The following is a 17737-nucleotide window of genomic DNA, read 5'->3' as shown; positions in this document are numbered from 1 at the left end:
CGCACAGGGGGCTTGGACCATGGCTACTCCGGACTCTTCGGAAAGCGGCGCCGGTTCCGCGCGTGAGGAGGCGGAGCGCCTGGTCGCTGCCGTTCTCGCCCGCGCGTCCGAGGGGGCGAGCCAGGCCGCGTGGATGGCGCAGGGCGCGAAATTCGCCGCCCGCGCCTCCGGCCACCAGACGACAAGCACCGGCCTCGGCATGCTCGGTGACGCGCTGCGAGGCGTCGCCACCGCCGCCTCCGGCTACAGCGAAGACCTACAAAAAGCATCACATGGTACGAAACCGGGCCGCGCGACGGACCGGGCAGAGGCCGACACGGCCCATCGCGGACCGGGCGCCACCCCGGCCCCGGCCGGCGCGGCGGCACCCGGCTCGTCCGCGGAAGCGGCGGCTCCGGTGGTGGCCGACGCGCCCGGCCCGGTAAAGGTGAACACCGTTCCCGAGGGCAAGGGTGCGAACGGCGGCCACACCACGCACAGCGCGGCAGACCCTCAGCCAGGCACGGCGGGTTCTCAGCCCGGCACGGCGGGTTCTCAGCACGGCTGGGCGGGCCCGCAGCGCGGCGGTGGGTTCGCCACCGGGAGCCCGGAGTGCTGCGTGTGTCCGGTCTGCCGGGCGATCACGATGGTGCGGAACCCGACGCCGGAATTCGCCGAGCAGCTCGCCACCAGCGCCGGTGATCTCGCAGCAGGGGTCGCTGGCCTGCTCCGTGCGTTCTCCACGGCCGCGGCCGACACGTCGAACTGGTCCACCGGGGGCCCGACCTCTGCCGGGTCTGCGGGATCTGGCCCGGCCTCTACCGGGACCGGGGAAGGCTCGGCGTCTGCCGGGTCCACGGGTTCCGGGCCGGCCGCCGACCCTGAGACCGCCGCTTTGCCGGACCCGGCCCCCGCTGCCGTTCCCACGGACCCCGCTGCCGTTCCCACGGACCCCGCTGCCGCTCGGACGGCCCCCGCTGACGGTGCCGAGCCCGCCGCTGAGGCGGCTGACCTCGGGAAGCCGGCAGGGCGCGTGCCGCATGAGGACTCAGGGACCGGGTGGCCCGCCGCCGACCCCTGGTCCGCGGCCACCCGTGCGGCTGCGGCCGTGCAGCCCACGGGCGATCCCTGGGCGGCCGCGACCCGCGACACGCACGCCGGTCACCCCGCCGACAACGACGTGCCGGGCACGGGCGATCATGGGCGGGACTTCCGCGAAGCCGGATGACGCGGTCTCAACCCGGCGCGCCACGCGTCGGCGGAAGATGGGGTCAGGCAGGGATGAGGCGGGCCTTTCGCGGGTCCGCCTGTCGCTCCCTGTCCGGAATGACGCGGGGCACGGCTGGGTATTCACACCCAGCGAACGGTAGAGGGGAGCGGCGGCGGTGACGCTGACCATCGGAGTCGACATCGGCGGCACGAAGGTGGCCGGTGGTGTCGTCGACCCCACCGGCGAGGTGCTGGCCGGCACGCGGCGCGACACGCCCGCGGACGACGTCGCCAAGACCCGTGACGTGATCATCGACGTGGTGAGGGAGCTGGCCGCCGGCCGCGAGATCACCGCGGTGGGCATCGGCGCCGCCGGGTTCGTGGACGCGGGCCGCTCGACCGTGCTGTTCGCGCCGAACCTGGCCTGGCGCGACGAGCCGCTGCAGAAGTACATCTCGGACGCGACAGGCCTGCCCGTCGTGGTGGAGAACGACGCGAACGTGGCGGCCTGGGCCGAGTTCCGGTTCGGCGCGGCCCGGCACGCGGACGCGTCGATGGTTATGTTCACTGTCGGCACCGGCATCGGCGGCGGACTTGTCACAGGCGGCCGTCTGGTCCGCGGCACCAACGGCATCGCGGCCGAGCTTGGCCACATGACTGCGGTCCCGGACGGGCACCCGTGCGGTTGCGGCCGGCTCGGCTGCATCGAGCAGTACGCGAGTGGCACCGCGCTGGTCCGGTTCGCCAGGGCCGGCGCACGGCAGGACCCGCACCGCGCGTCCGCGCTGCTGGCGTTGGCCGGCAACGACGCGGACCGGATCACCGGCCCGATGGTGACCGAGGCGGCGCGTAGCGGCGACGCGGTGGCCTGCGAGGCGTTCGGCCAGATCGGCTACTGGCTGGGCACCGCGATGACCGACCTGGTGCAGATGCTGGACCCGCAGGTGGTGGTGGTCGGCGGTGGCGTGGCCGACGCCGGCGACCTCCTGATGGAGCCGGTGCGGAAGGCGTACGCGGAGTCGCTCGGCCAGCGCGGCCGGTTCCCGGTGGCGGAGCTGCGCGCGGCCGAGATGGGCAACACGGCCGGCGTGATCGGTGCGGCCGACCTGGCCCGCCTGGCCGAGTAGGACGAGAGCGAGCAAGGCGGAACAAGAGGGAGAACAGCGTGTCCGAAGGCTTCCTGCGGGTGCTCACCTACAACGTGCACGGGCAGCGGGACGACCGCGCCGCGCTGGCCGAGGTGGTCCGCGGGGTGGCCGCGGACGTGGTGATCGTCCAGGAGGGACCGCGCCGGTTCGGCTGGCGTAACAAGACGGCGAATCTTGCCCGCTCGTTCGGCGCGGTGCTGGCCGTGGGTGGGCTTCCGTCGCTCGGCAACCTGATCCTGACCGACATGCGGGTCCACGTGCACCGCACCTGGACCACGCGGTTCCCGCTGACGCCCGGCCGGCACCTGCGCGGCGCCGCGTTCGCCGAGTGCTCGGTGGGCCGGCGGCGGTTCCTGGTCGCGGGCTCGCACCTGTCGCTTGATGCGAACGAGCGGCCCGGCCAGGCCGAGCTGCTGAAGAAGGCGGTCACCGGGGTCGAGCTGCCGGCCGTGATCGGCGCGGACGTGAACGAGACGTCCGGCGGCGCGGGGTGGCGGACGCTCGCGGACGGCATGACCGACGCGGCAGTGCACACGGACGCGGCGGACCGGTGCACGTTCCCGTGCCGCGAGCCGCAGCACCGGATCGACGCGCTGTTCGTGGACCCGCGGATCGAGGTCACCCGCTATGACGTGGTGGACACGCCGTTGACCCGCCGCGCCAGTGACCACTTTCCGGTCGTCGCGGATCTGATCGTTCCGGAGTAGCTGAAAAGCCTGGTCAGACGTCGTGCGGTCCGAGGGCGAAGCCGCCCCCGGCGCCGCTTGAGCGCCGAGTCGTACCCCGTGATGCGATTGTGAATGTGGCTCCTGGGGTGGACAAGGGGCGGCGGGTACCGGGAGGATTTCGCGGTGCCCAGCCCCATCGAGTTCGCCGGTACCGATCTTCCCGTCTACGACCGGGGGGACAACACGGTCTGCGTGATCGGCGCGGGCGTAAGCGGTCTCGCCGCCGTGAAGAATCTGAAGGAGCACGGTTTCGGCGTCGACTGCTACGAGCGGGAGACCTCGATCGGCGGCGCGTGGAACTGGCGGAACGATCGCAGTCCGATGTTCGCAAGCACGCACCTGAACACGTCGAAGCCGACCTCCGAGTTCCCGGACTTCCCGATGCCGGACGACTGGCCGGACTATCCGCACCACGGCCGCTACCTGAGCTACCTGGAGCGGTACGCGGACCATTTCGACCTGCGCCCGCACGTCTGGTTCGGCAGCGAGGTGGTCTCCGTGACGGAGGCGCCGGACGAGGCCGGCCGCTGGAACGTCACCACGCAGAGCACGGGCCGGGCCGGCAGTACGCGCACCCACCGCTACCTCGCGGTAGTGGTGGCGAACGGGCACAACTGGGCGCCGCGCATGCCGCAGATCGAGGGTATGGACGACTTCCGCGGCAAGGTCATCCACGCGTCGGCCTACAAGGACCCGGCGGAGCTGCGCGGGCGGAAGGTGCTTGTGGTCGGCGGCGGCAACACCGGCTGCGACATCGCTGTCGAGGCCGGCGCGCAGGCCGCGAAGACCTGGCACTCCACCCGCCGAGGCTACTGGTACGTGCCGAAGTACCTGCTCGGCCGCCCTTCCGACCAGGTCAACATGCGCGTGGCCGGGCTGCCGCTGCGGCTGCGGCAGTGGCTGCACCGCCGGGTGAGCGCGGTCGCGATCGGCGAGCCGATGAGCTTCGGGCTGCCCGAGCCGGACCACCGGCCGTGGGAGTCGCACCCGGTGGTCAACAGCGCGTTCCTGGACCGGATCGGGCACGGCGACATCACGCCGGTGCCGGACGTGGCCCGGTTCCACCGCACCGAGGTCGAGCTCTCCGACGGCAGCACGATCGAACCCGACCTGGTCGTGCTGGCCACCGGATACGAGCCGCGCTTCGAGTTCCTGCACCCGACGCTGACCGGATCCGGCCCGGACAACCGCCCGCACCTGCTGCTTCACGCGTTCGCGCCGGAGCACCCCACGCTGGCGGTCGCAGGTCTGCTCCAGGCGGACGCCGGCCTCGGCACGATGGTCCACTGGCAGACCGTGGCGTTCGCGCGCTGGCTGCGGCTGCGCGCCGCCGACCCGGCCCGCGCGGAGAAGGTGTGGCAGCGCCTGCGCCAGGAGGCGGACCGGCCGCTCAGCCAGGGCCGCGTCGTCGACGTGCCCCGGCATTGGTTCGAGGTCGGCTACAAGAACTATCTGAAGGCACTCCAGCGGCTGCTTGACGAGACGGAGGTGGCGGCGTGAGGATCGACCGCTCGGCGGACTGGGCCAGCCCGGTGCCGCCGGTCCGGCGGGAGGTGCTCAGCGCCACGCCCGAGGTGGACGAGGGCCGCCCGCCGCTGCTCTTCGTTCCTGGCTTCGGCCATGGCGCCTGGCTCTTCGCGGAGCACTGGCTGGAGCACGTGGCCGGTCGCGGCTTCCCGGCACACGCGGTCAGCCTGCGTGGGCACGGCCGGTCCGGTAACGCGCCCGGTGCGGGCCTGCGCGCCTACGCACACGACGTGGTCCAGGTCGCGGCCGGGCTGCCGCGCCAGGCCGTGCTGATCGGTCACGGCGCCGGCGCGCTTGTCGTCGCGCACGCGCTGACCCGCTATCCGGCGAAGGCCGCGGTGCTGGTGTCGCCGGTGCTCGGCGGCTGGGACACGCTCGGCACGGCGCTGCGCCGCAATCCGGCCGGTACGATCCCCGCGCTGGCCGGTGCGCCACTGCGGGTCAGCCGCCGCCAGCTGTTCGGCCGCGAGCTGCCGGACGACCAGGCGCGCGCGTACGCGTCCCGGGTCCGGTTCCCCAGCCGGCGCGCGCAGTTCCAGCTGATCACGCACCGCGCGCCGGAGCCGCCTGCCGGTAACCCGCCGGTGCTTGTGGTCGGCAGCCAGCAGGACGGCATCGTGTCGCAGGCCGCGCTTACCCGCGCGGCGAAACGGTTCGGCTCCGCACCGCTGCTCTTCCCCGGCATGGGCCACGACCTGATGCTCGACACCCGCTGGCGCGAGCCCATCGACGCGATCGTGGACTGGCTGGAGAAGGGCTAACGCGTCGTCAGGCGCTCGGCGAGGGTGCCGGTGTCGTCCAGGGCGGTCAGGTAGTCGCGGGCCCAGTCACGGATGTCGTGGGCGCGCAGGTGGGTGCGCATCGCGCTCATCCGGTGGGTCTGCTCGGCCTTGGAGCAGTCGAGCGCGTCGATCAACGAGCGCTTCAGCCCTTCCAGGTCGTGCGGGTTGACCAGGAAGGAGCTGTCCAGCTCGTCGGCCGCGCCGGCGAACTCGGAGAGCACGAGCACGCCCGCGCCGTCCACCCGGGCGGCGACGTACTCCTTCGCGACCAGGTTCATACCGTCGCGCAGCGGCGTCACCACCATGACGTCCGCGGCCTGGTAGAGCGCGGACAACTCGGCGCGGTCGAACTGCTGGTTCAGGTAGTGGATCGCGGGCTCGCCGACCCGGCCGAACTCGCCGTTGATCCGGCCGACCTCGCGCTCCACCCGGTCGCGGAGGATCGAGTAGTGCTCGACGCGCTCCCGGCTCGGCACCGCGACCTGCACCATCACGGTGTCGCGCACCTTGACCAGCCCGTCCTCAAGCAGCTCGCTGTACGCCTTCAGGCGGTGCTCGATGCCCTTGGTGTAGTCGAGCCGGTCCACGCTGAGCAGCACGTGTTTCGGCTCGCCGAGGTCGGTGCGGATCTGCCGGGCCCGGGTCTGCACCTCCGGCCGGCCGGACAGCGCCTCCATCTCGGCCACGTCGATCGAGACCGGGAACGCGCCGGTCCGCACGAACCTGTCGCCGACCGCGATCCGCCGGTCCGTGGCGGGCAGGCCGAGCACCTTCGTACACAGCTGCGCGAAGTTGTGCGCCGCCTGCGCCCGCTGGAAGCCGACCAGGTCCGCACCGAGCAGCCCGCGCAGCAGCTCCGCCCGGCGTGGCAGCTGCATGAACAGCTCCGGGGGCGGGAACGGCACGTGCATGAAGAACCCGATCAGCAGGTCAGGCCGCATCTCGCGGAGCATGGCCGGCACCAGCTGCAGGTGGTAGTCCTGCACCCAGACCACCGCGTTCTCGGCCGCGACCTCCGCGGCCGCCTCCGCGAACCGCAGGTTGACCCGCTGGTACGCATCCCACCAGCTGCGGTGGTACGTCGGCTGCTCGACCGCGTCGTGGAACAGCGGCCAGAGCGTCGAGTTGGCGAAGCCCTCGTAGAAGTGCGCGAAGTCGTCCTCGCTGAGCGGGACCGCGCGCATGCTGATGCCGCCGATGTCCGGCAGCTCCGGCGCCGGGCCGGCCACGCCGTGCCAGCCGACCCAGGTCGCGGTGGTGTGCTCAAGGATCGTGTGTAACGCGCTGACCAGCCCGCCTGGGCTCCTGCGCCACTCGCACGCCCCGTCCGGGGCGATGTTGTCGTCGACGGGCAGCCGGTTGGCCACCACCACGAGCGAGCTGTGACGCATCCGTGAGCCTCGTTTCGCGTGGCGTTTCGCGGGGGAGGGGGCGTTGCGGATTGTGCACATGGATCTAAAGGCGTCAGTATTTCTACTGACGCAAGGTTACATGCCTGTTACCTGACGCAGATGACGGTCGATGCCGGATTCGCCGAATCCAGGTCAAAGCACTCGTGATCGCCTCGTGAGGTGCGTCACTCCACGGCTTCAGACGACGGCGCCGTCGCCCGGCTCGTCATCGTCGTGGTCGGTCCGCAGCCGCCAGACAAGCGTCACGAAGCCCGCGATGATCGAAGTGAGGCCGAGGAACATCACGTAGTTGTGGTCGATCGGCAGCACGCTCGGGAACACGAACATCACGAAGCCGGCGAACAGCCCGAGTACGGCAAGAAGTGCGGGCGTCGAGATGCGCGGCATCGGCGGCGGGGGAGGCGGTACGTACCGCTCGTCGTCCTCACCCGGCAGGCTGGTGCCGAACGTGTCAAGCCCGTCAAGCAGCGACGGCTCCTCGCGCGGCACGGTCACGCCGCTGATCTCGGTCGCGGACGTCAGCCCACGCCGCTTCGGCGGGTCCTCGGGCGGGGTGATCGGATCATGTCCGTTCACCCGGTCGGTCTTGCGCCGGTTGTGCTCCTGGGGCTTGTCGAAGATGTTCTCCGCGTCCGGCCAGGTCATCGTCTTCGGATCCACGTCCGTGTCGAAGCCGGCCACGATCCGGGCCCACTCCGCCTCGACGTCCGGTTCCTTCTGCACAGGCTCCTCCGGCGTGATCGACTCTGCACCGGCCTCAACCGCGAGCTTCGCCAGATATTCCCGGGCCTGGGCCAGATGTGCCCGGTCCACGAACAGCCGGTCGGTCGGGCGCGCGGGCAGGCTCGTGGTGCGCGTCACCGGATCAAGATCGGAGGAGGGCTGAAGGTACGCGGCGATGCCACCGGCGGCGAGAACGTCAAGCAGGTGCTCACCGACCCGGGGATCGACGTCGCCCGCGACGGCGTACTCCGCCACGTGCAGTCCGTTGTCCCGCCGCCCGCGACGAGCACCACCCGCTGACACTAGACTCACCCCCTGTTCCTTGCGCGTGCTCTGAATGGTGACACGACCCGGGCCGGTTCGGGGAGTGCGTTGTGGCGCGCCGCCCGCGCTTCGTAGGCTCGGCATCGACGTGCCGCACCCCCTCGGAAGGACCCCGGTGCTCTACTGGCTGCTCAAATGGGTCTTGCTCGGCCCGCTGCTGCGGGTCGTCTTCCGCCCGCGCATCGACGGCCTCGACAATGTGCCCGCCTCGGGTCCCGTCATCCTGGCGAGCAACCACCTCTCCTTCTCCGACTCCATCTTTATGCCGCTCGTCATCCGCCGGAAAGTCACATTCGTGGCCAAGGCCGAGTACTTCACCGGCAAGGGCATCAAGGGCTGGTTCATGAAGATGTTCTTCGCCGGCACCGGCACCATCCCTGTCGACCGCTCCGGCGGCCGCGCCGCGCAGGCCGCGCTCAACACCCAGCTCCGGGTGCTGCGTGGCGGGAACATCGCCGGTATCTACCCGGAAGGCACCCGCTCGCCGGACGGCCGCCTCTACCGCGGCAAGACCGGCGTGGCGCGGCTGGCGCTGGAGAGCGGCGCGCCCGTCATCCCGGTCGCCATGCTCAACACTGACGACATCCAGCCCACCGGCAAGCTGATGTGGAAGGTCCGGCGGGTCCGGATCCGTTTCGGCGAGCCGCTGGAATTTTCCCGGTATGCCGGGATGGCGGGCGACCGCTACGTCGAGCGTGCCATCACGGACCAGATCATGTACCGGATTATGGAGCTGGGCGGCCGAGAGTACGTCGACGTCTACGCCGCCAAGCTCAAGACCGCTCCCGCCGTTCCGGAGTCCACCGCCTGACATTCCGGTACCGCGTCAGTGGCGGGTGGGCCGGGTCGGCGGTCGCGGCGCCGGCCTGGTTCTCCCCGGCCCCGCGCGGAACGTGCAGGGAGGCCGCCTGCGGCCGACCGGAGCCCGCGGGAGCGTGCGGGCCGCGACCACCCACAGAGTGGGAAAATGTCCTTGTTCCTAAGCTTCTGCCAGGCGCAGCAGTCGGGGGGCGCTGTTGCGGTCGCTGAAGGCGGTCAGGTCGGCCAGCGCCTCGTCGGCCTCGGCGGGCCGGCCGGAGGAGCGCAGCGCGCGGACCAGCGCGGCCTGGGCCAGCGCCTGATCGCTTACCGCGCCGATGCGGTCGAAGATGGCCAGCGCGGCCCGGTGCCCGTCCGGGGTGCCGTCGACGGTGGCGGCGCAGGTCAGGATGGCCGCCTCCACCCAGGGGGTACGCCGTGGCGAGCGTTCCAGCAGGGTGCGGACCTGGGCCGCGCGTTCGGGGCCGAGGAGCCAGGCCGCGTAGGACGCCGCGACGACCCACTCCGCGAAGCCGAACGTGCGGGAGTCGCCGTAGTCGGCTGCCAGCTCGTCCAGCAGCGCGCCCGCCTCGTCGTGGCGGCGCTGGAGTGCGCGGCAGAGTGCGGCGTGCGCAAGCGTCGAGCGGATGACCTTGTGGAAGCCGCTGCGGCGCGCGGTCTGGACCGCCGCCTCGACCGGGTCCTCCGTGGTGGCCGGCGCGGCGCGGAGTACCCGGATCCAGCCGGCCTGGGCGACCATGTGCAGGTCCCACTCGATCGTGGGCGCGCGCATCGAGTCCGCGGCCGCGCGCAGCGCCACCGGCCAGTCCCCGGCGAAGTAGGCGCGGGCGGCCGCGTCAGCGAAGTTGGTGGCGAGTGTGAGCCCGCTGGCCGCCTCAAGTGGTGTGAACTCGTCGATGAGCTTCTGCGAGCCGGTGATGTCGCCTTCCTCCTGCATGGCGAAGCCCAGGTTGTGGATGGCCCGCCGCAGGCTTGTGAGCTGCTGCTCCCGGCAGTGCAGCGTGACCTCGTGCAGCCGGTTCAGGCCTTCTTCCTCGCCCTGCAGGTACTGCGCGACGGCGGAGGTGATCAGCGCGTTCGCGCGGACCTCGGCCAGGCCGAGCCGGTTCGCGGCCTCGGCGGCGGTCTCGGCGGCGGCGATCGCGGTCGCGGTCTCGTAGTCGATCATGTGGACGCGCGCGTACTCGAGAAGCGCGAGCGCGGCCTCCTCGCTCGGCGGCAGCTTCTCGTAGAGCGTGATGGCCCGGGCCAGGTAGGCGAGGCAGGCGGGCCGGTCGGCGCGGGACAGCGCGGCGCTGCCGAGCAGCGTCCACGCGCGCCCGGCGCCGTCCAGCCTGCCGGTGTCCTGCAGCAGGTGGGCCAGGCCGGTGAGTCGTTCCTCGCCGCCGCTCTCCAGGAACGCGTCCGCGTCGCGGAAGAACGCCAGCTCGGACGCGAAGAGGTCGACGGACGGGTCGGGCGCGGCCATCAGCGTGCCGGCCCGGCGGACGAGTTCCTGCGCGGCGTCCAGCGCGTGAAGCGAGTACGCCCGGCGGGCGGCCCGCAGCAGCGCCTCCCGCGCCGGGGACGCGTACGCCGCCGGGTCGAGTCCGAGCGTCCGGGCGATCTCGTGGGCGGCCCACCTGTGGTTGGCCAGCACCTCGGCCAGGTCGGTCTGCCGGCCGGCCGAGACGCGCTCGAGCCAGTCCGCGGTGCGCTCGTGCCGGGCGACCCGTTCTGCGCGGGGGAGCCGCTGGTAGCAGACGTCGCGGACCAGCACGTGGCGGAACGCGTACTCGAGCTGGCCGGCCATGCTCGAGTTGCCGCGTTCCTCGACCAGGTCGCGCTGTTCCAGGCGGAGCAGTGTGCGCTCGACCTCCTCGACCGGGCGGCCGACAGCTGTGGCGACCGCGCCGGGCCAGAACTGCATGCCGACCACTGCCGCGGCCTGGAGCACGGCCCGGTCGGCGGGGTCGAGCAGGTCGAGCCGGTTCGCGATGACGGCGCGCACGTTGTCGGGCATCGGCGGTGCCTCGTGCTCGTCGTCGAGCCACCAGCCGAGGCCGGTCGGGCGCAGGCTGCCGCGGTCGATGAGCATCCGTACGTACTCGTGGGCGTAGAGCGGGTTGCCGTCGGCCAGCTCGACAAGCGGGGCGAGCATGTCAGGTGCGAACGCGGCCTTGCCGAACATCAGCGAGTACATGGTGCTGATGTCGCTCTCCCGCATCGGCGGCAGTGAGATCGAGGTGGTGCCGGTCATCGCGCTCGTCCACTGCGGGTACCGCTCGCGTAGTTCGGGGCGGGCGGTGCAGACGATCAGCAGCGGGATGCGGCGGGTGGCCGCGCCGAGCGACTCGATGAACCGCAGCATCGTCTCGTCCGCCCAGTGCAGGTCCTCGAAGACCAGCACTGTGGCCTGCCCGGAGCTGAACCTGACGATGAACCGCCGCCACGCGGCCTCGGCCTCGCCTGGAGTGATCCGGGCGCCGGTAAGCCCGACCAGCGGGCCGAGTGCGTCGCCGAGCCGTTGTGCGTCCTCCGCGGTGGTCAGGCCGTGCAGCGCGTCGGTAAGCCGCTGGCGGGTGGTCTCCTCGTCGTCCGTGTCGAGGATGCCGGCCTGCGACTTGACGATGTCGGCGAGCGCGGCGTACGTGACGTTCTCGCCGAACGGCCGGCACTGGCCGACCCGCCAGCACACGTCCTCGCCGGTGATCCGCCCGGCGTGCCGGGCCAGCTCGCGCAGCAGCCGGGACTTGCCGATGCCGGCCGTGCCGAAGATCGTGACCAGCTGCGGGGTACGGCTGGTCACCGTCCGGCGCAGCGCGTTGACGAGCAGCGCGAGTTCGTGTTCGCGGTCGACCATCGGGGTCTGCTCGCTCTCCGCGCCGGCCGGGCGGGGTGGGCGCGGTGCCACGGCCAGCCACACGTTGCTTGGCTGTGAGCGGCCCTTGAGCGTGGTGACCGGCTGTGCGACGTACTCGATCTCGTTCTTGGTGCTGAGGTACGTGTCCTCGTCGGTGAGCACGCCGTCCGTGGGCGCCACGGACTGCAGCCGGGACGCGGTGTTGACCAGGTCACCGGCGACGATGGCCTGGCCGCCGTCGTGCGCGGCGGTGAGGTTCACAAGCGCCTCGCCGGTGGCTATGCCGACCCGGAAGCGCAGCCCGGCCTCCTGGGCGCGGCCGTGCTGTGGCAGCACGCGTTGCAGCTCAAGCCCGGCTCGCACGCTTCGCAACGCGTCCGCCTCGGTGGCGACCGGCGCGCCGAACAGGACCATGACCGCGTCGCCGATGTACTTCTCCACGACGCCGCCGTACTGCCGGACGATGCGCCGGACCGAGCCGAAGTAGTCGTTCTGCATGATGCGGACCTGCTCGGGGTCGATCCGCTCGGTGTACGGCGTGAAGCCGACCACGTCGATGAAGAGCACGCTGATCCGCCGGCGCTCCTCCTGCACCACGGGCAGCGCGTCGGTGAGCGGCCGTCCGCAGCCGGTGCAGTACTGCACGCCGGCCTGGTGGGCGCGCCCGCAATTGACGCAGGAGGTCTGCAGGCTCGCCCCGCAGCCGCCGCAGAAACGATCTTCGGGGGCCGCGGATCGTCCACAGGCGAGGCATACGGGTCCGATGTGATTCTCCCGGCAACGGCGTGCGGCAATTGACGCAACCCATCGTCACGGACGGTCGTCCGGGCGTGCAAGGGCGTGGCGGATGCCGTGGCTCACGTGACCCCCGGGCGGCCGTCACCCGGCGCCGTCACCTGCGGTTTGTCCGGCCTGTACAGATGGCGACAACTGTCCTGACAGGACTTGGCCGCGCGTTAGAGTCGGCGCCAGTCACACGGATGCGAGCAGGAGGACCGACGGTGGATGTGAAGCTGGCGGTCGCGTGGGTCGATCGAGCGGGGAGACGGCACAGTGCCGGCGAGGTCGTCGACGTCGACCCGATCACGCTCGCCGAGCTGGAGGAGCGCCACATGGTGGATCCGGAACAGTCGACGGACGGTAAGGGCGCAACGCGCGAGGACGGCTACATCGGCCCGGGAAAGGTCGCTGACGGTTACATCGGCCCGGGCAAGGTGGAGAAGGACGACGAGGTAGCGGTCGCTGACGGTTACATCGGCCCCGGCAAGGTCGAGACGGCCGAGACCGCCGAGTGAACGCAGGTCCGTGGCCCCCTCACCCCGTGGGATGAGGGGGCCACGACGTTACTTGTCGACCATCCCGGCGCGACGGCGCAGCGCCGCCACGTCGGTCACCACGATCCGGCGCCCCTCGGTGCGCAGCCACCCCCGGCTGGCGAAGGACCCGATCGCCTGGTTGACGCTCTGCCGCGACCCGCCGGCCATCTCGGCCAGCTGGCTCTGGTTGAGCTCGATAGTGATCATCGGCGCCTGACTCTCGCCGGCGAGCCGGACCAGCGTCTTCGCCACCCGCCCGGGCAGGTCGAGGAAGACATGATCCGCGTTCTGTTCGGTGAGCCGGCGAATCAACGCCCCCAGCGCCCGCATCACCGCGTCAAGAATCCGTGGATTGGAATGCACGAGCTCCATGAAGGCGGCCCGGGACAGCGCCAGCGCGGTGCAGTCCTCGATCGCCTCCGCGGAGGCGGAGCGCCCGGAGCCGTCCAGCAGAGACAACTCCCCGAGCACGTCGGGCGGTCGTACCACTGTGAGTACGGCACGCTCGCCGGTCGGCGCGGTCCGGAAGACCGCGACTGCGCCCCGCTTGAGCACTATGAGTGACTCTCCGGGGTCGTTCTCCACGAATAGAATCTGACCCTTGCGGTACGTACGGGGGACCGCCGCGGCGATCACTCGCTGTCGTACCTCCTGCTCCAGGCCGGCGAACATCTCGACGCCCGTAAGCGCATCGCCGGGATCCGGCAGGCGAACCTCCACGGTCCAACCCCTCCCCGGTCGGGACCCGACGTCGCGCCCACCCCGCGCTCGGCCGGACCGACGTGACATCAACTGGTCAACGCTTCCGCTGCGCTGCCACCCAGATCATGGCCTGTGTGTCGCGCTCTGTACACCCCTGTGCCCGTGTTCGTGACTGTGCTGTCACAGTCGACGCCGGATGGTATACGCCCCCTCCGTCGCGGTGTGTAACGGGTCCCATTCTCTCGCGAAAACCGCAACACGCGGACGGCATAGGAAAACCGGGCGATTCAACTCAGGTGTACGGCGAGCCACTGGGCCGTAGCGGTGATCGCGGTCCGGCGGGAGCTCCTGGCCAGGAAGTCGTGGCCCTCACCGGGCAGCAGCAGGTACTCGTGCGGGACGTCCCGCCCGCGCAGCGCCTCAAGCACCTGCTCGGACTCGTAGACCGGCACGTTCGTGTCGTTCGCACCGTGCACAAGCAGCAGCGGCGCGCTCAGCCGATCCATCCGGTGCAGCGGGGACAGGTCGCGCAGCAGCTCACGATCGTGGTCCGGGTCGCCGTACTTGCTTACCGCAGCGGCCGCGATCCACGGCTCGGTGCGCTGGTAGAACGTCTCCAGGTCGGACATGCCGCACTCGCTCACGCCGACCGCGAACAGCTCGGGGAACGTGGTCAGCGACGCAAGCGTGAGGTATCCCCCGTACGAGCGTCCGATGCACCCGATCCGAGCCGGGTCCGCGATGCCCATGCCGACCAGGTAGTTCACGCAGGCGGCGACGTCCGCGATGGCGCCGTACCGGCCGGCCCGGTTGTCCGCGTCCACGAACTGGCGCCCGAAACCGGACGAACCGCGCACGTTCGGTGCGAAGACCGCCAGGCCGCGTGCGAGCAGCGCCTGGAACAGCGGGTTGTGGCCCGGCCGCTCCTGCGCCTCCGGCCCGCCGTGCAGGCTGATCACTGTGGGCCACGGCCCTTCATGATCCATGTCCGGGCGGTAGAGCCACCCGGAGAGCGCCAAGCCGTCACCGGACCGCAGGTCACAGAGCTGCGGCGCGATCACCACGGGCCAGCTCGGCTCGCCCGGCGGCGGCGTGGCAGGCCCGGTCGGGTCGTCACCGAGCGTGCGGCACTCGCCAAGCGCCGGGTCGATCAGCCAGACAGACCGCGGCTGGACCGGGCTCTGCGCGACAAGTGTCAGCAGCCCGCCGTCGCCGGCGAACGCGCAGCCCTCGAAGACCTCGCCGGCCGGTGATGGCAGCGTGCGCTGCTCGCGCGTCTCCAGGTCAAGCAGGGCCAGCTCGCTGATGCCGCCGTACCGGTTCCAGAGCAGCGCGACAGTGCGCCGGTCCTGGGTGACCGCGAAATCCTCAAGCTCCGCGTCCGGGCGGCGGGCCAGCTCGACCACGTCCGCCCCCGTCACCGCGACCAGCGTCGCAAGATCAGACCCGGCGTCGGTACGGGCGAGCACCGTGGCCCCGCCGTCAGTGAACCATCCGCGGTCGGTGTTCCCGCCGGCCAGCGGCAGCGGCACGTGTGCGCCGGTCGCGGTGTCCAGCACCTCAAGCCACCGGGCCCCGCGCGGGCCCCGGCGCAGCAGCGCCCGCGAGCCGTCCTCGGTCACGTCAAGCAGGCAGAGCAGGTCGCCCTCGGTGATGGTGTGGCGCTCGCCGGCGGCCAGGTCCAGCAGCAGCGCGCGGGCGGTCGCGCCGACCTCGGTGACGGCCATCCGGGACGTGCCCGGTACCCAGTCGCCGAGCACCACGGTCGTACCCTCGAAGCCCGCGATCTGGTGGTTGTCAGTCCCGTCCGGGCGGATCGCCCAGGCCTCGGCGCGCGGCGCGCCACCAGGCGTCACCGTGTAGGCGATCCAGGACCCGTCCGGCGACCAGGTGACCCGGCCGACCGGTTCCTCGCCCGTGGGCAGCGCCACTGGGCGCGCGCCGACAGTGTGGGCGTCCTGCACCCACGCGCGCGGCGCGCCGCTGAGATCGGAGACGAACACCACCCGGCCGCCGTCCGGCGCCAGGCTCGGTGACCAGCTGTCACAGGTCGTCGGGGACCAGCCGGGCGGCATCGGCGCGGGGCCACCGGGCGGCGGCACGGCCAATGAGCCTTTTTCAACGTGGTCCCAACCCGCGTGCGCCCGTCCCGTCGACTCTTCCTTGGCGTCTACCCGCTCGCCAGGTTGAAAATTGCTCATTGCGGGAACGGCGAATCCGGGCAGCGTGGTCACGGTGCCCCCGATCTCAGCGTGCATTTACACCCCGATCCGCTGGAGCCACAGCTCCAGCAATCCCAGTTGCCACAGTGCGTTGGAGCCGAGCGTGGTCCGGGACTCGTTGGGCGCGTCCAGGAGGTCTGTCACGTACTCCTTGCGGAAGAGTCCGCGCTGCCGTGCGGCGGGCGCCGACAGGGCGTCCCGCACGTCGTCGAGCAGGGGACCCGAGAGGTGGCGGATCGCCGGCACCGGGAAGTATCCCTTCGGCCTGTCGATCACCTCGTCCGGGACCACTCCCCGGCTGGCCGCCTTCAGGATGCCCTTGCCCCCGGAAGCGAGCTTGAGCTCCGGTGGCATGGCCGCCGCCAGCTCGACCACCTCGTGATCCAGGAAGGGTACGCGCGCCTCAAGACCCCACGCCATAGTCATGTTGTCGACTCGTTTGACCGGGTCGTCGACGAGCATGACCGTGCTGTCCTGGCGAAGCGCCGCGTCGAGCGCGGTCTCGGCGCCGGGCGCGCCGAAGTGGGCGGCGACGAACTCGAACGAGGCGTCCCGGTCAAGCGTCCACTCGGGGGACAGCTGGTCCCGCAGCGCGTCGTGGCGGCGGTCGAAGAACACCCGGGCGTAGGCCTCGGCCGCGTCGGCGCGGTCCACGCCGGCCAGCGGCGGGTACCAGTCGTACCCGGCCAGGATCTCGTCCGCGCCCTGCCCGGACTGGACCACCTTGATGTGCTTCGCAACCTCCTGGCTGAGCAGGAAGAACGCGACACAGTCGTGGCTGACCATCGGCTCGCTCATCGCGCCGATCGAGTCGTGCACCGCGGGCAGGAACCGCTCCGCCCCGATCTTGATCTTGTGATGGCGGGTGCCGAACCGCTTGGCCATCAGGTCGGAGTAGTAGAACTCGTCGCCGCTCTCGCCGCCCGCCGACTCGAAGCCGATGCTGAACGTGGTCAGCCCGGTCTGGCCCTGCTCGGCCAGCAGCGCCACGATCAGGCTGGAGTCGAGCCCGCCGGACAGCAGCACGCCGACCGGCACGTCCGCCACCATCCGGCGCGCGACCGCGGCGCGCAGCTTGTCCATCAGCGCGCCCTGCCACTCCTCGGGCGTCATGATCGCGCTCCGCGAGTGGGACGGCTGCCAGTAGACCGTGTCGGCGCCCCGGCCGTCCGGGGAGATCACCCGTACCGTGGCCGGGGGGAGTTTCCGCACGCCGCGCAGGATGGTCATCGGCGCCGGGACCACTGAGTGGAACGTCATGTAGTGGTGCAGGGCCACCGGGTCCAGCTCGGTGTCCACGCCACCGGCCGCGAGCAGCGCGGGCAGCGTGGAGGCGAACCGCAGGCCCTGGGCGGTCTCCGCGTAGTAGAGCGGCTTGATGCCGAGCCGGTCCCGGCCGAGCACGAGCGTGCCGGACTCGCGCTCCACGATCGCGAACGCGAACATGCCGTAGAAGCGCTCGACGCAGCGCACGCCCCACCTGTGGTACGCCTTCATGATCACTTCGGTGTCGGAGGTGGACCGGAACCGGTAGCCGGCCTCCTGAAGCTCCGTGCGCAGCTGCTTGTAGTTGTAGACGCAGCCGTTGAAGACCATGGCCAGGCCGAGCTCGTCGTCGACCATCGGCTGCGCGCCGTCGTCGGACAGGTCGATGATCGCCAGCCGGCGGTGGCCAAGCGCGACCGGGCCCTCGGCCCACAGACCCTCACCGTCCGGGCCGCGGGACTCCAGGCACGGCAGCATCCGCCGCACCGCGCCCGGGTCGGGCGCGGTGCCGTCGTACCTGAATTCGCCACCTATTCCGCACATGACAGACCTCCCATACTGGCGATGGGCACCGCCACCATGCGGCCGACCTGACTAGATTGCGTAGACCGCGTTACCGGAATGTGACGGTGCCGTAAATGGTCGAACACGCTGCGCATTCGCCATCCGAGGCGCGCCGCAGCGTCGCGGCAGCTCAGAGTCGTGAGCAGTACCCGCGGCCGGACTCCGGCAGTCCAG

Annotated in this window: 13 protein-coding genes; 7 read left to right on the top strand and 6 right to left on the bottom strand. The window is 71.4% G+C overall.

The window, feature by feature from the left end:
• Positions 1-19 precede the first annotated feature (19 nt).
• From ACIA8K_RS02175 to ACIA8K_RS02155, 5 genes are all read left to right on the top strand, one after another.
• Entirely contained in the window at positions 20-1207 is a 1188-nt protein-coding gene (locus ACIA8K_RS02175) for a hypothetical protein (protein WP_396053975.1), read from the top strand.
• Between the two features lie 157 nt (positions 1208-1364).
• Positions 1365-2315, top strand: a complete 951-nt coding sequence (locus ACIA8K_RS02170) for an ROK family glucokinase (protein WP_396053973.1) — start codon at positions 1365-1367, stop codon at positions 2313-2315.
• Positions 2316-2353: 38 nt separating this feature from the next.
• On the top strand, positions 2354-3043 hold the full coding sequence (locus tag ACIA8K_RS02165; protein ID WP_396053971.1) for an endonuclease/exonuclease/phosphatase family protein: 690 nt from the start codon (positions 2354-2356) through the stop codon (positions 3041-3043).
• 144 nt (positions 3044-3187) lie between these two features.
• Positions 3188-4564: a flavin-containing monooxygenase gene (locus ACIA8K_RS02160; RefSeq protein ID WP_396053969.1), complete on the top strand. Its 1377-nt coding sequence runs from the start codon at positions 3188-3190 to the stop codon at positions 4562-4564.
• Positions 4561-5352: an alpha/beta hydrolase gene (locus ACIA8K_RS02155; protein ID WP_396053967.1), complete on the top strand. Its 792-nt coding sequence runs from the start codon at positions 4561-4563 to the stop codon at positions 5350-5352. Before ACIA8K_RS02160 ends, ACIA8K_RS02155 begins: the two co-directional genes overlap by 4 nt.
• Here ACIA8K_RS02155 and ACIA8K_RS02150 read toward each other — a convergent pair.
• Both ACIA8K_RS02150 and ACIA8K_RS02145 read right to left on the bottom strand, forming a co-directional pair.
• Positions 5349-6764 carry a trehalose-6-phosphate synthase gene (locus ACIA8K_RS02150; protein ID WP_396053965.1) on the bottom strand — a complete coding sequence of 472 codons (1416 nt, stop codon included), beginning with the start codon at positions 6762-6764 and terminating at the stop codon, positions 5349-5351. The two genes, ACIA8K_RS02155 and ACIA8K_RS02150, sit on opposite strands and share 4 nt — an antisense overlap.
• 198 nt (positions 6765-6962) lie before the next feature.
• Positions 6963-7811, bottom strand: coding sequence for a DUF308 domain-containing protein (locus tag ACIA8K_RS02145; RefSeq protein WP_396054486.1), 849 nt, complete (start codon positions 7809-7811; stop codon positions 6963-6965).
• Between the two features lie 136 nt (positions 7812-7947).
• On the opposite strand from ACIA8K_RS02145, the gene ACIA8K_RS02140 reads away from it, so the two are divergent.
• Complete coding sequence (locus tag ACIA8K_RS02140; protein ID WP_396054484.1) at positions 7948-8643, top strand: lysophospholipid acyltransferase family protein; 696 nt, start codon at positions 7948-7950, stop codon at positions 8641-8643.
• A 168-nt stretch (positions 8644-8811) separates the two neighbouring features.
• Here the strand turns inward: ACIA8K_RS02140 and ACIA8K_RS02135 are convergent, their stop codons facing one another.
• The gene (locus tag ACIA8K_RS02135) at positions 8812-12258 is read right to left on the bottom strand and encodes an adenylate/guanylate cyclase domain-containing protein (protein WP_396054482.1); all 3447 of its coding nucleotides are present in this window, start codon (positions 12256-12258) and stop codon (positions 8812-8814) included.
• A gap of 236 nt (positions 12259-12494) precedes the next feature.
• Between ACIA8K_RS02135 and ACIA8K_RS02130 the strand changes: the two genes are divergently transcribed.
• Entirely contained in the window at positions 12495-12788 is a 294-nt protein-coding gene (locus ACIA8K_RS02130) for a hypothetical protein (RefSeq protein WP_396053963.1), read from the top strand.
• 48 nt (positions 12789-12836) lie between these two features.
• Here the strand turns inward: ACIA8K_RS02130 and ACIA8K_RS02125 are convergent, their stop codons facing one another.
• The 3 genes from ACIA8K_RS02125 to ACIA8K_RS02115 all read right to left on the bottom strand — a co-directional run bounded on the left by ACIA8K_RS02125 (position 12837) and on the right by ACIA8K_RS02115 (position 17542).
• Positions 12837-13529 carry a Crp/Fnr family transcriptional regulator gene (locus ACIA8K_RS02125; protein ID WP_306826808.1) on the bottom strand — a complete coding sequence of 231 codons (693 nt, stop codon included), beginning with the start codon at positions 13527-13529 and terminating at the stop codon, positions 12837-12839.
• A 269-nt stretch (positions 13530-13798) separates the two neighbouring features.
• Positions 13799-15613, bottom strand: coding sequence for a S9 family peptidase (locus ACIA8K_RS02120; RefSeq protein ID WP_396053961.1), 1815 nt, complete (start codon positions 15611-15613; stop codon positions 13799-13801).
• Between the two features lie 156 nt (positions 15614-15769).
• Entirely contained in the window at positions 15770-17542 is a 1773-nt protein-coding gene (locus tag ACIA8K_RS02115) for an N-acetylglutaminylglutamine amidotransferase (RefSeq protein WP_396053959.1), read from the bottom strand.
• Between the last annotated feature and the right edge of the window lie 195 nt (positions 17543-17737).

This window comes from Catenuloplanes sp. NPDC051500, assembly GCF_044454585.1.
Taxonomy (GTDB): domain Bacteria; phylum Actinomycetota; class Actinomycetes; order Mycobacteriales; family Micromonosporaceae; genus Catenuloplanes.
This window is presented reverse-complemented; position numbering and strand designations above follow the sequence as displayed.

What these genes read in the sequence shown, in the direction of transcription:
- ACIA8K_RS02175 (WP_396053975.1), top strand. Translation starts at nt 20, where the DNA reads ATGGCTACTCCGGACTCTTCGGAAAGCGGCGCCGGTTCCGCGCGTGAG.
- ACIA8K_RS02150 (WP_396053965.1), bottom strand. Translation starts at nt 6,764, where the DNA reads ATGCGTCACAGCTCGCTCGTGGTGGTGGCCAACCGGCTGCCCGTCGAC.
- ACIA8K_RS02115 (WP_396053959.1), bottom strand. Translation starts at nt 17,542, where the DNA reads ATGTGCGGAATAGGTGGCGAATTCAGGTACGACGGCACCGCGCCCGAC.